General features: G+C 49.5%; 13 protein-coding genes. 5 read left to right on the top strand and 8 right to left on the bottom strand.

Annotated elements, in window-relative coordinates:
* The first annotated feature begins 15 nt into the window (after window positions 1-15).
* Entirely contained in the window at window positions 16-783 is a 768-nt protein-coding gene (locus ACFQ1C_RS04580) for an IclR family transcriptional regulator (protein WP_379557358.1), read from the top strand.
* A gap of 50 nt (window positions 784-833) precedes the next feature.
* On the opposite strand, the gene pdxR is transcribed toward ACFQ1C_RS04580, so the two are convergent.
* Both pdxR and chrA read right to left on the bottom strand, forming a co-directional pair.
* Window positions 834-2,309 (bottom strand): MocR-like pyridoxine biosynthesis transcription factor PdxR, encoded by a 1,476-nt coding sequence (gene pdxR / locus ACFQ1C_RS04575; RefSeq protein WP_379557357.1) that lies wholly within the window; start codon window positions 2,307-2,309, stop codon window positions 834-836.
* Window positions 2,310-2,687: 378 nt separating this feature from the next.
* Window positions 2,688-3,818, bottom strand: coding sequence for a chromate efflux transporter (gene chrA / locus ACFQ1C_RS04570; RefSeq protein ID WP_379557356.1), 1,131 nt, complete (start codon window positions 3,816-3,818; stop codon window positions 2,688-2,690).
* 237 nt (window positions 3,819-4,055) lie between these two features.
* Between chrA and ACFQ1C_RS04565 the strand changes: the two genes are divergently transcribed.
* Window positions 4,056-4,199: an entericidin A/B family lipoprotein gene (locus ACFQ1C_RS04565; protein ID WP_379557355.1), complete on the top strand. Its 144-nt coding sequence runs from the start codon at window positions 4,056-4,058 to the stop codon at window positions 4,197-4,199.
* A gap of 80 nt (window positions 4,200-4,279) precedes the next feature.
* Here ACFQ1C_RS04565 and ACFQ1C_RS04560 read toward each other — a convergent pair whose 3' ends face one another.
* From ACFQ1C_RS04560 to hmpA, 3 genes are all read right to left on the bottom strand, one after another.
* Complete coding sequence (locus ACFQ1C_RS04560) at window positions 4,280-4,645, bottom strand: glutathione S-transferase N-terminal domain-containing protein (RefSeq protein ID WP_379557354.1); 366 nt, start codon at window positions 4,643-4,645, stop codon at window positions 4,280-4,282.
* Between the two features lie 72 nt (window positions 4,646-4,717).
* Window positions 4,718-5,560 carry an HpcH/HpaI aldolase/citrate lyase family protein gene (locus ACFQ1C_RS04555; RefSeq protein WP_379557353.1) on the bottom strand — a complete coding sequence of 281 codons (843 nt, stop codon included), beginning with the start codon at window positions 5,558-5,560 and terminating at the stop codon, window positions 4,718-4,720.
* Window positions 5,561-5,676: 116 nt separating this feature from the next.
* Window positions 5,677-6,873, bottom strand: a complete 1,197-nt coding sequence (gene hmpA / locus ACFQ1C_RS04550) for an NO-inducible flavohemoprotein (protein ID WP_379557352.1) — start codon at window positions 6,871-6,873, stop codon at window positions 5,677-5,679.
* Between the two features lie 262 nt (window positions 6,874-7,135).
* Here hmpA and ACFQ1C_RS04545 point away from each other — a divergent pair, with 262 nt between their 5' ends.
* Both ACFQ1C_RS04545 and ACFQ1C_RS04540 read left to right on the top strand, forming a co-directional pair.
* On the top strand, window positions 7,136-7,729 hold the full coding sequence (locus tag ACFQ1C_RS04545) for a DUF4202 domain-containing protein (RefSeq protein WP_379557351.1): 594 nt from the start codon (window positions 7,136-7,138) through the stop codon (window positions 7,727-7,729).
* Between the two features lie 402 nt (window positions 7,730-8,131).
* On the top strand, window positions 8,132-9,472 hold the full coding sequence (locus tag ACFQ1C_RS04540) for a Na+/H+ antiporter family protein (RefSeq protein WP_379557350.1): 1,341 nt from the start codon (window positions 8,132-8,134) through the stop codon (window positions 9,470-9,472).
* A gap of 102 nt (window positions 9,473-9,574) precedes the next feature.
* On the opposite strand, the gene ACFQ1C_RS04535 is transcribed toward ACFQ1C_RS04540, so the two are convergent.
* Complete coding sequence (locus ACFQ1C_RS04535) at window positions 9,575-10,483, bottom strand: LysR family transcriptional regulator (RefSeq protein WP_379557349.1); 909 nt, start codon at window positions 10,481-10,483, stop codon at window positions 9,575-9,577.
* A 94-nt stretch (window positions 10,484-10,577) separates the two neighbouring features.
* Here ACFQ1C_RS04535 and ACFQ1C_RS04530 point away from each other — a divergent pair, with 94 nt between their 5' ends.
* Window positions 10,578-11,393 (top strand): phytanoyl-CoA dioxygenase family protein, encoded by an 816-nt coding sequence (locus ACFQ1C_RS04530; protein ID WP_379557348.1) that lies wholly within the window; start codon window positions 10,578-10,580, stop codon window positions 11,391-11,393.
* Between the two features lie 69 nt (window positions 11,394-11,462).
* On the opposite strand, the gene ACFQ1C_RS04525 is transcribed toward ACFQ1C_RS04530, so the two are convergent.
* The gene (locus ACFQ1C_RS04525) at window positions 11,463-11,780 is read right to left on the bottom strand and encodes an AzlD family protein (RefSeq protein WP_379557347.1); all 318 of its coding nucleotides are present in this window, start codon (window positions 11,778-11,780) and stop codon (window positions 11,463-11,465) included.
* The gene (locus ACFQ1C_RS04520) at window positions 11,777-12,511 is read right to left on the bottom strand and encodes an AzlC family ABC transporter permease (protein ID WP_379557346.1); all 735 of its coding nucleotides are present in this window, start codon (window positions 12,509-12,511) and stop codon (window positions 11,777-11,779) included. Before ACFQ1C_RS04520 ends, ACFQ1C_RS04525 begins: the two co-directional genes overlap by 4 nt.
* Window positions 12,512-12,728: the final 217 nt, after the last annotated feature.

Genomic DNA, 12,728 nt, shown 5'->3' with positions numbered 1-12,728 from the left:
CATTCAGGAGGGCTCATGAGTACATCAGTCAGTGCAACCAATTCAACGTTGCTTCGTGCTTTTGCCTTGATCGAGGAAATACTCAAGGAAGACCGGGCGACCACGGTAGCTGATTTATGTCAGCGCCTTGATGTGCCCAAGCCAACGGTTCACCGTATTATCAGCCAACTGGAGCAGGAAGGCCTGTTACAAAAAGAGCCCGACAGTCGCCACCTCAGCCCAGGGCCGCGCTTGAGAAAAATGGCCTTAAGTGTACTTGCTCAACGTAGTGTAGGAGCTCCGAGACGGGCGGTATTGCAGAAATTAGCCGCGGAGTTAGGAGAGACTTGTAATATTACCTTGCTGGATGGCCATGAGCTGGTCTACTTCGAGCGAGTTGAAACCAACTGGCCGGTACGTATACAGTTACCACTCGGCTCGCGTATGCCACTACATTGTACTGCCAGTGGCAAATTGTTTCTGGCGTTAATGCCACTGCACCGCCGCAAAGCTCTACTTGCCAGTTTACCTCTGGATGTTCACACCCAGAATAGTATTACTGACCGAGAGTTGCTGGAACAGGAAATGGAGAAAATTGCCGACAATACCTTGAGTACCGACAATGAAGAATTGATTGACGGCATGGTAGCCATTGCCGTACCCATTTATGATGAGGTAGGGCAGGTTCGCGCTACGTTGGCCGTGCATGCTCCTACTATTCGCAAGCCACTGTCCAGCCTAATGGAATATGCGCCTACCCTGCGCCGAGCTGCTGCACAGTTGCAGGCGGTACTGGACTTATAGCCCTAACCTTACCAGTATGACATGAGGGTAGGGCATCATTATTCTACTGCTTACGCTTGTAACTGTGCCATTATTTTGGCCAGTAACTTGATGCCAGGCTCGATTCTTTCGAGAGGAATCGCCGAGAGGCCAATCTTCAAGTAGTTTTTCGGCAGGTGACTACCAAAATGGTAGCTATCGGCGGAGATCAACAACAATCCCTCTTTTGCCGCTAGTTCTTTTAGTTGCCCAGCATCGATATGCTCGGGCATCTCCAGCCAACAAGAAGATCCGCTGATGGGAGAGCTTATGCAGTCGGGTAGGTGCTGCTTTAGCGCCTGCGCTAAACACTCTCCTCGCTCTTGGAATGCCCGAGCCAATTTTCGCAATAGCGCATCATGGTAGCCTTGGGCTAGAAATAGCGCGACTGCGCGCTGGTTATTGAGCGGTGGGTGACGCAACATCAATTGGCGAAGGTTACGGGCTTCTTGAATCAAGGTTCTTGGGCCGACCATAAATCCCATGCGTAATCCCGGTGCCAGGGTTTTGGATAAGCTCCCGATATAAAGTACCCGTCCGGTCTTATCCAAGCTCTTTAGGGCTGGTGTTGGATGGGTATCAAAGTTCATTTCCATTTCATAGTCATCTTCAATGACGATGAAATCTTGTTGTTGAGCGGTTTCTAATAATGCGAGTCGTCGTGCCAGTGGCATGGTGACTGTGGTTGGGCACTGGTGACTAGGGGTCAGGTAGACGACGTCACATTCATCCAGTTGCTCATTAACTATTATACCTCCCTCATCGATACTCAGGCTTTTTACTTGGGCATTGAATACTTGGGCGATATGACCGGCACTAACATAACCAGGGTCTTCGATGCCGAAACAGGATTCGCTATCCAGCAGTAACTGAGCCAGAAGATAGATAGCCTGCTGCGAACCTACAGTGATCAGAATCTCCTCACTACTTGCCTGTATACCGCGGCTGGGCAGAATGCGTTTCTGTAACTGCTCTATTAATAGAGGGTCATCGCTGTCGTAACGATCTGAACTCCAGTCACGGATAGCCTGCACGCTGACGGCATCTCTCCAACATTTACGCCAGCTATCAATAGGAAATAGGCTGGTGTCTAGCTGACCGTAAACAAAGGGGTATTGATAGCTTTGCCAAGAATGAGATTGGCTAGCATTGGGCTGATGGCGGGGGTTTACCTTAAGGCGCTCAAGCCAGCTTATCTCGCTAATATTAGCATCAGTAGCGAGTGCTAATGTATCTCGGTTACTTTTGAGGTTGTGGCCAGAAAATTGATCATTAACATAATAGCCGCGGCGCTCACTGGATATAAGGTAACCGTCTGAGACCAATTCATCATATACCAACACTATGGTATTGCGCGCTACATTCAGGTTTTTGGCCAAACTACGACAAGAAGGGAGAGGTTTGTCTGAGAGCAAAAAGCCACCTAATATAGCACTGACTAAGTGTTCTCTGACCTGCTGCTGCAGAGTTGCCTGACCGTCTCTGTCCAAATGGAAAAGTGCCGACATCCTGTGGCCTCCGTAATGAGCTGTTAGTGAGCGCGTTAGGTATTGATAAAACTTATAAGTAATGCCGCTTAACAGGTGTGGTTCTGCCGTCATTCCCGCGAGGGTGACGAGAAAGAAAAGTGAGCCCCTGAATCAACATAAGTTATGCCGGACTGCTTAGTAATATCTCGCTAAGTAATACGGCGTAACTCATGTGGGTCCTGTCGTCAATCCCAACCTCGCTTACGCGAGGGTGGCGTTCCTTCGTGAGAATGACGCCGAGCAGAACCATACCTGTTATGCGACATTACGCTTTTTATATTATAATTTCAGGGTTTTTTAACTCAACTTTAATATAAATATAATTATTTTCTTATTAAATGATATGTTTTGTATCACTTATAGCCAAAATCCTAACAGCATGAATACGGGGATTAGCATCAGTACTGGGCAACGCAAGGTGCGCAGGGCCAGTAAGCCGATGGCGGCGGCCGCTAGAGCGGGGGCGTTAGTCACACTACTAACAAAAAGCGGCTGATATAAAGCCGATAGCAACAAGCCGACTACGGCGGCGTTAATACCGCGCACGGCACCTGCCAAAATAGGTTTAGAGGCTAATGCATGCCAGCTATTTTGTAAGGCTAATACCAATAAAAATCCCGGTAAGAAAATACCAAAGCTGGCGGCCAATGCGCCTAATATAGGAGCAGAAGGATACAGCTCGGCCCCTAAAAAACTGGCCAAACTAAACATCGGGCCTGGCATCGCTTGGGCGGCACCGTAACCGGTTAAAAATACATCCTCAGAAAGCGTTTCGGGTAGCGTGCTCTGTAACAGGGGCAGCACCACATGACCACCTCCAAACACCAAGCTACCTGCCTGATAAAAGTCGGCAAAAATGGCGGCAGTATCCGTTAGGCTCAGTAAGGGCATTAGCACCAATAAGCCAAAAAACAGCAGCAAAAACGGCCAGTTTACGCCCAGCGCTTGAGTGTGTTCGGCGGGCTCTACTTTGAGTAAGGCGATACCCACCAGAGCTGCAGCGACTAAGACTATGAATTGAGTTGCAAGGCCGGGGAACAGCCATAATAAGGCGGCGCTTAGCACCGCCAAGATAAGTGTGTTTTGCTGGCTGCAAAATTGCTTAGCCATAGACAGTACTGCATCTGCGACCACCACCACGGCAAACAGCTTGAGTCCGGTGACGATGGCCAACGCCGCAGGCTGGCTGGCCCAGGTGTTGCCTGCCAATGCCAAGCCCAGCATCAATAAAAAAGAGGGCAGGGTAAAACCAATAAAAGCCGCTAAGGCGCCAAAAAGCCCAGCACGCTGATAACCCAGCGCGAACCCCAACTGACTGGACGCCGGTCCCGGCAGAAACTGACAAAGTGCTAAGGTAGAGGCAAAGCGGTCTTGGGGAATCCAGCCGAGTTTGTGAACGAAGTGACGCTGAAAATAGCCGATATGAGCGGCGGGGCCACCGAAGCTTATCCAACCTAATTTAAAAAACTGCCAAAATACCTCAAACATAGCCTTTACCTTTCATCGATTTAACTGGCTCTATCATAACCGTAGTAAATGTAGTTCTCATGACTAATTGATAGTAAATATTCTGATTAATCTGCTTCTAAGCGATACTTTTTATACTATTGTTTAACCGAATAAAGCGTGCGACAACATAGGTCATAACATATTTCACAAGTGTCGTTTAGTTGCACAATTGAGTCTATACTTTGACTGGTTATTCACCCAAAGAAGGACAAAATCATGGTTAAAAAGATAATGGCAATCTTGATGGTAGTCGGTTTGGTTGGCGGTATGGCTGGGTGTAATACCTTTGCTGGTGCCGGTAAAGACATTCAGCGTGGCGGTGAAGCGGTAGAAGGTGCTGCACGCGATGTACAGAACTAAAGGTAACAGAGCTTAAGCTTAAGTTTATCGCTATAAGCGACCAGCCAAAAAACACCGAGCCTATGCTCGGTGTTTTTTATTTAAGCGAAACGCTGCTCTAAATAGGCAATAATATCGTTGGACTCATACATCCAGCGAACTTCGCCGTGCTCAGTTATACGCAAGCAAGGCGACTTAACGCGTCCGCCGCCAGCTTCTAATTCATCCCGATAGGGCGAGCCAGGCTGTACATTACGCAACTCTATGGGCAGGTTCAGCTTGTGCATATTTCTGCGTACTTTTATGCAGAAAGGGCACCGCGGCAGTTGATATAGCGCCAACTCGGTGCAGGCGTTATCCACAGCACGCTGTGCTTCTGCTGAGCGCTGCATTTTGGTGGGGCGAGTAATTAAATCGCCCAACTGCCAAATACCCCCAATCCCATTACGTAATACTTTTACTAGCATGACGGATCCCTTGTTTGATGATTATCTAACAAGGATTGTATCTGAAAACGATGCGACTTTTTGCTATTACTTTTATGTGCTAAAGCCGCTAGCCGATTCCATTATGCGCTTAGCTCTTGCCATTACTGGGGTGTCGACCATATTGCCGCTTACGGCTACTACTGCCCCTTTTTCTCGTTGCTCAGCATCCAAAATATGTTTTGCCCAAGATATTTGTGCGCTAGTGGGAGTAAGTGCTTTTTGTGCAGGAATAACTTGGGCGGGGTGGATCAGCAAGAAACCACTAAAGCCTAAACGCATGCCTTGACGAGCATAATCGGTTAGCCCTTTGGCGTCATAAAGCGCGGTAAAAATAGCATCAATCGGCGCACCCAAACCATGAACTCGTGAACACATCACCAGCTGGCTACGAGCATATAAAAAAGCCGACTCATCCAGAGGCTCACTGGCGGGAGGGGGATAGTCCATGCCTAAGTCGAGGGCCAAATCGAGTTTGCCAAACAATAAGCGAGACACACCAGAGACGGCTGCAATCTCATTAAGCCGAGTAAAGGCGAGGGCAGATTCAATAAAGGGTAACAGGGGTTTGTCGCAGATATTTGCCAATTCTGCCAACGCAGTGGGGTCGTCGGCTTTAGGTACCACAATGCCGGCTACGGCCGCAGAGCGACACAGATTAGTATCTTGGCTAAACCAAGGGCTACCGGTGGCATTAATGCGGATAAGTACTGAGTTGGCGGGCTGTTCGTCTAGCCAAGCACTAAGCGTACTACTGGCGGCATCTTTTTCTGCTGCGGGAACGGCATCTTCTAAGTCGATAATGATGGCGTCGGCTCCACTGGCCAATGCTTTATCGAAGCGTTCCGGCCGGTTGGCCGGAACGAATAGCAGTGTTTGCAGCGCATTAATGTCCATAAAACCCCCTGTTGGCTTGGGCTAATTAGCCCACAACTGTATAACGGAGACTTCTATTTAAACCAGTGCACTAGTGCTGTAAACCGCCAGAGTTAGATTGTGAGATCTGGGTACGGTTACAGGCTCTGATGGGGGCCAAATACCTCATAATGCAGGCGATCATCACTAATACCCCAACCGAATAATGTTTCTTTAACCATCGCCATAAAGGGCAGCGGGCCGCAGAAATAATAATGAGCGTCTGCGTTGGCTATGCTGTCTTTTAACTGGCTCAAGTCCATGATGCCTTTGGCGTGATAATGCTCGGCGGGTTGATCGCTTGCTCCGGGCTCGCGATACCATACATGAGTGGTTAAATTGGCATTGGCTTGGCGTAAGCCTTGAATGTGCTCTTTAAAGGCGTGTTGGGCACCATTTTCACAAGCATGCAGCCAGTGAATGTTGGCTCTATGCTCATGCTTGATTAACTGGTCGAGCATGGCGCGCATAGGGGTTTGACCTACGCCACCAGAGATTAATACCACAGGGGTGTCAGCACTCACTTCCATAAAGAAGTCACCTGAAGGCGGTAGCACTTGCAGGGTATCGCCTATGTGTACTTCGTCGTGCATAAAGTTAGACGCCACACCATTGGGTTCGCGCTTAACGGCAATGCGGTAGTCTTTGCCATTAGCCGCTTGGCATAAGGAATATTGGCGAGTTTCTTTATGGGCGAGTTTTGGACTAACTAAATGTAGGTTGAGGTATTGGCCTGGCAAAAAGTTAGCCACGGTATTGCCGTCTTCTGGGGCTAACAAGAAGCTGGTGATCAGCTCACTTTCTACCTGTTTTTCTTTGACTACAAAATTGCGATAGCCACGCCAGCCGCCGTCTTTCTGCTCACTTTGCTGATACAGCTGCTCTTCACGGCCAATAAAGAGGCCGGCTAGCGCGCCGTAGGCTTGTGCCCAAGCGTCAATCACTTCAGGCGTAGCCGCATCGGGTGCTAATTCTTTAATGGTTTCTAATAGGTGATGACCCACGATGTCGTATTGCTCAGGTTGTATAGAGAAACCGGTGTGCTTTTGGGCGATGCGCTCAACTGCACTGCTTAATACGGCTGGGTTATCGATGTTTTTGGCATAGGCTAATACGGCAGAAAATAACGCAGCAGGCTGGCGGCCAGAGGCTTGATGGCTGAGGTTGAACACGTCTTTCAGTTCGGGGTTGTCACGAAACATACGTTTGTAAAAGTGCTCGGTTAGCGCCGTGTTGGCAGATTCGAGTAATGGAACGGTGCTTTTTACGATCTCTCTAGTGCGACTATCCAGCATGATTAACGCCTCATAATGTGTATTTGTAATGCAACTTAAGGTGTATTTTATAGTGTCATTTGATTTGCATCAATGAAAAATTACATTTTTGTGCTCAATCCCTTCGGGCAGCGGTACGCTTTACGCGGTAAGCTATTAGAAAAACCAAGGCACGCGGCTAAAGCAGTGCCTAAAAAAACCGAACCCCGTAATTGTTTGGTAATTGAACTTAACTTACGGCGTATAGCGTAAGGCGTACAGCTTATATATAGGATATGTGTGAATGACGGGAAGTTCTCGATTACAGCAAGTGTTGGCGTTAATTGACGCCGAAAATCGCCAAGATCCCAACCAAGAGCAAGCGGATGGACAAACGTGGCCCAAAGAATATTTGTATAGTGTGCGTATGAGCGCTAAGCAGGCCGAGTTTGCGCCCAATGCCAGCGAACTGCTGCAAATAGCGTGTCGCGCCCAGCATATAAAACGTTGGCATATTGCTCGAGCCAGCTACCCCATGGATCGAGCCGGTTATAAGCGCTGGCGCACCGATCTTGGGGCGTTTCACGGCGATTTTACCGCCGAGTTAATGGCCAAGGTGGGTTATGGTGACGTTGAGCAACAGCAAATAAAAGACTTATTACTGAAAAAGCAGCTTAAGCGTGATCCACAAGTGCAGGCATTAGAAGATGTAATTTGCTTGGTCTTTATGGATTTTTACTTGGCCGACTTTGCCACTCGCCACAGTGAAGAAAAGCTAATCGATATTATCCAAAAAACCTGGGGAAAAATGTCGCCAGCAGGCCAAGCGGCAGCACTGCAGTTATCACTAAGCCCAGCCGTGCAGGTACTGGTAAGTAAGGCCCTTAATAAGAATTAGGGACTAGGGATTAGGGATTAGGCACGTCCTAAGAACCCTTTATCGTCTCCCTCGCGAAGGCGGGGGTCCAGTGCCTTTGCAAGTGATTCGCAGTCTGACAGTTCTGTGTTACAAGTCCTGGATTCCCATCTCCGCCTACGCGAGGATGACGTTCCTTCTCGGGAATGACGACTGAACTACAGGCATTATCTATCAGTATCTCGAATGACAAAAAAGCAGGGAGTTCCTTGAGTTAGGAAACAAGGATACTTACCATAACCGCATAGCTAAAAGCATATGAGCCTTATATAGAAACTATATGGAGGGCATATGATCAAGTAATGTTAATTTTATGTAAATAAAGGTCGTTGTTCAGATATATAAATCTATAAAGGGAATGAATAACATGAGGGAGTGGAACCTATGAATGCGATTGTTCTAGCTATTTTAGTGATGGTAGCGCTGTGTTTGGCTCGGGTGTCTATTGTATTTTCGCTGGTGGTTGCCGCTCTAGTGGGCGGGCTCTGGGCAGGAATGTCGGTAGACCAGGTGATCGATGCTTTTAACGAAGGATTAGGCAGCGGCGCAACCGTGGCGCTAGCTTATGCCACCTTGGGTGCCTTTGCCGTGGCGCTGTCGCGCACCGGTATTACCGATTTGGTAGCCAGCAAGGCTCTGAGTTGGGTTGGCTCTCGGCGCGATCCGGGCCAGCTGAGCAGCGTAAAGTGGTTTATATTCGGTGCTTTGCTCATCATTGGTGCCGCCTCCGGTACCGTGGTACCGGTTCATATCGCTTTTATTCCCATTTTGGTTCCGCCTCTGTTGGGGCTGATGAGTATGTTAAAGCTGGATCGACGTGCAGTGGCGTGTGTGATTACCTTCAGTATCACCATCATGTACATGACCGCGCCGGTAGGGTTTGGCACCATCTTCCTCAACGATATTTTGACCAACAGCGTCAATCAGGCCGGTAACGAACTGGGCATGTTCGTCACACCATCTATGGCACCCAGGGCTATGTTGTTACCCGCACTGGGCATGCTGCTCGGACTGCTGGTGGCGGTATTGTTCAGCTATCGTAGCCCACGGGAATACCAGCAACAGGCGGTGTCAACCGTCGATAGCAGCAAGAAACAAACCAAACTCAGCCGTAAGCAACTGTTCATGATTTTGGCCGCCGTCGTTGGTGCTTTAGTAGTACAGCTAATGACAGGTTCTATGGTGCTAGGTGGTTTGCTGGGCTTTGCTTTGCTGTCGATGAATGGCCTGTTCAAGTGGAAAGATCAGGACGATGTATTTACTCAAGGCATGCGACTGATGGCGCTGGTGGGGTTCATCATGATTGCCGCCTCTGGTTTTTCCGGCGTAATGAAGGCCTCGGGAGCCATCCCTGAACTGGTAGCCGGCTCAGGTGCGCTAATTGGCAATAGCCCCGGGTTGGCGGCGCTGGTTATGCTGCTGGTAGGGCTCTTTATTACTATGGGCATCGGCTCTTCATTCTCGACCATTCCCATTATCGCCGCTATTTATGTGCCGTTGGCGATAAGCTTTGGCTTCTCACCGCTGGCAACACTGGCGTTGGTGGGTACCGCCGGGGCGCTGGGGGATGCCGGTTCGCCCGCGTCCGACTCTACTCTAGGGCCAACCGCCGGGCTGAACGCAGACGGTCAGCATGACCATATTCGTGACTCGGTGATCCCTACTTTTATTCATTACAACATTCCGCTGATGATCTTCGGCTGGATAGCGGCTCAAGTGTTGTAAGCCGTAAGCCGTAAGCCGTAAGCCATAAGCTATACGTTAGTAAGTAGTAAATCAGACCGAGAAACCCTGGATTCAGAAATGAACTCAGGGTTTTTCGGTTTTTTATGGTCGCCAGTGCGGATTGCTAGCCACTTGGTCGAGAAACAGCTGGGCGGGTATGGAGAGCGGAAATTCGCGGGAGTGAGCCAATACCACTCGCTGAGGCGGAAACTCATCCTGCAGCGGTCGACAGGCCAGTGGCGCGCCATCGTAGCTTTGATCGCCAGCCGGGCGAGTGCAAGACAGTGCCACGCCATGCCCGTGAGCGACTAATCCCCGCTGCATCTCAAACGAAGCGGTAGTGTGGATATGAGCGGGTTGCAGATCCTGATGCCAGAATAGCGACATGAAATACTCTTGGGTTAGCGGCATATCCTGCAGTATCAGGGGCTCTTTCGCTATCTCTGCCAGTCTCAGGGTCTGTTTTTCGGCAAGCTTATGGCCAGCAGGTAATAGGGCGTAAGGCCGCAACTCGTCCAATATTTGGCTATCTACTTCTTGCGGTAACCCCAGCTGATAGCTTAGCGCCAGTTCGGCCTGGCCCTTTTTTAGAGCCAGTTTAACTCCCGCTAAATCCTGCTCTTGCATTATTACTCTTATTTTTGGGTAACGGCGCTCGAACTCGCTGACCAATCTAGGTAGATAATAGGGAGCTATATCTCGAAAACAGCAAATGACCAGTTGCCCCTCTACTTCGGTCTCGTCCTGTTGCAGCCGGGCTAGCAGGTTATGAGATAAGGTGAGGATCTGGCGGGCTTCTTTAAGCAGTCCCTCTCCTCTTGGCGTGAGGCTGACTCCCTGACCGCGATGGCGCTGAAACAGTGGCTGGTTTAGTAAGCTTTCCAGCTGATGAATGGCTATGGATACTGAGGGCTGAGATACATGTAATGCTTCGGCAGATTTGCTGATGCTGCCGTGCTGGGCCACGGATACAAAATAACTAAGTTGACGAAAAGTGAAGGGGATAGTCATTTATCTATATACCCTATATGTAAATTGTATTCATATTCTATGTGCGGAGAGTGTTAAAGTCGATTTGAACTTAATTCAAGGGAAGGGGAGCAGCATGACTACGCCTGTAGCTTTAGAACAGTGGCTGACACAAGAACAAAAAATTGCCTATGAGCGCGATGGAGCCATCCTTATTAAGGGTGTCTTTAAAGATTGGATTGAGACCTTGCGCGCGGGCTTCGATAAGGTGTTGAACGATCCTAGTGAGCATGGTCGTGAAAACGTTACCAGCACCGACACCGGGCGATTTTTTGAAGATTACTGCAACTGGCAGCGTATTCCCGAGTTTAAACAGTGGATTGAGCAGTCGCCAGGTGCGGCTATTGTCGGCGAAGCCACCGGTTCTGCACAGGTGCAGACGTTTCATGATCATATTCTGGTAAAAGAACCCGGCACCTCAAAGCCAACGCCTTGGCACCAAGACTTGCCTTATTACTGTGTTGAGGGCGAGCAAACCGGTAGTTATTGGATACCACTGGATCCCATTACCCCAGAGAATGCCCTGCAGGTAGTGTTGGGGTCTCACCGCTGGCCCAAGCTGGTGCGACCAAGCAAGTGGTCAACGAATGCTTCTTGGTATGAAGAAGACAGCCACTTCATGGATATGCCGGACGTCGATAGCGGTGATTTCGACATTATGATCCCCGAGATGGAGCTGGGCGATGCCCTGCTGTTCAACTTCAAGACGGTACACGGTGCGCCGGGTAATCAGACAATGAACCGCCGCCGAGCCTTCTCTACTCGGTTTATGGGCGACGATGTGCGTTATGTAGATCGTGGTGGCGCCACCTCCCCGCCTTTTGACGGTATTAACCTGAAAACGGGTGACAGAATGCGTGAAGATTGGTTCCCTGTAGTGTGGCAGCGTTAAACAGTTATCTATAAATCATAAAAGCCCGCCATTTGGCGGGCTTTTGCATTTAACATCGGTTATTAGCGACTAACTACCAAAGAAGTGTCTACTGAGGGCGGCGGCAAGAATGCCGGCGGTAATGGCGGGTAGCGGTTTCTTTAATACCAACATGGTGAGCGCGGTAGCAAGCAAGGCGGCGCGTGCACCAATGTCACCATTAATGGCCATGGGGGTGAGAATGGCCACCAGTACCGAACCGGACATGGCGCTAATAAATTGATGTACTCGTTGGCTAATGGGAATAAACGACATCACAAATACGCCGCCCAATCGGGTAGCCAGTGTGACTAGTGCCATAACGAGAATAATAAGTAAGGTGCCGTTACCGGCGATGGCGAGTGTCATTGTTTATCTACCTCACTCTTTTCTATCTCGCTTTTCTCCATCCAGAACGCGCCCAATAGGCCACCGGACAGTGCGCCCACCACTACATGGCTATTGGCGGGCAACCACCAGTAGGCCACCATGGCTGAGCCGCCTGCCACACACCAAATAATAAGTATGCGCCAATTTTTACGTCCACCTAAAGTCATAGCCAGTAAGAAGCAGCCCAGCACCATGTCTAGTCCGATGCTAAACGGGTCTTCAATAGCGCTACCAAAATACAAGCCCACCCAAGTGCCAATCATCCAACATGACCAAATGGCCAGCCCACCGCCAAACAGAATGCCCAGAGCGCGCTCGCCTTTATGAAAGCCTTGCATAGCCATGGCCCAGTTAGCATCGGAGGCCAGCAACATAATGCCATAACGTTTAGCGGGCGGCAGATAGCGCAACCAAGGATAGAGCGTGGCGCCCATTAGCAGGTGGCGGGCATTAATAGCGAAGGTGGTAATAATTAGCGGCACTAATGGTACTTGTGTACCCCACATTTCGAGGGCGGCAAACTGCGAAGTACCGGCAAACACTAACGCACTCATCAGCACAATCGCGTTGTCGCTTAGCCCTTCTTGAGAGGCAGCTAGCCCAAAGGCGAGGCCAAAAGCACCCACAAAAATAGACAGGGGTAACAGCTGTTTAAAGCCAAGCCAAGTGTCGGCGGCCTCAAGTTTGGCTTGTGCAGCATAGGTGTCCATAAAGTCACGGGGCTCATACGTTTAAGGGCCGTTAAGAATAGCATTATGCGCACACAGGGGCGAGCTTAGGCGCTGCGCGCAATGTTGAGTTGTGAATGCTTAGTGTTGAGTGAAGTGCATAGTAAATACTGAAAGGGACGACATAACAACAGTAAGCGCCCTTAAATCAGCATCTATTAACCCAACTTATCCAGCATCACACTAATACCTCTCATTT

It is taken from the genome of Oceanisphaera ostreae (assembly GCF_042676125.1).
Classification (GTDB): domain Bacteria; phylum Pseudomonadota; class Gammaproteobacteria; order Enterobacterales; family Aeromonadaceae; genus Oceanimonas; species Oceanimonas ostreae.
The sequence above is the reverse complement of the archived record's forward strand: the minus strand, read 5'-3'. Positions and strand labels throughout refer to the sequence as shown.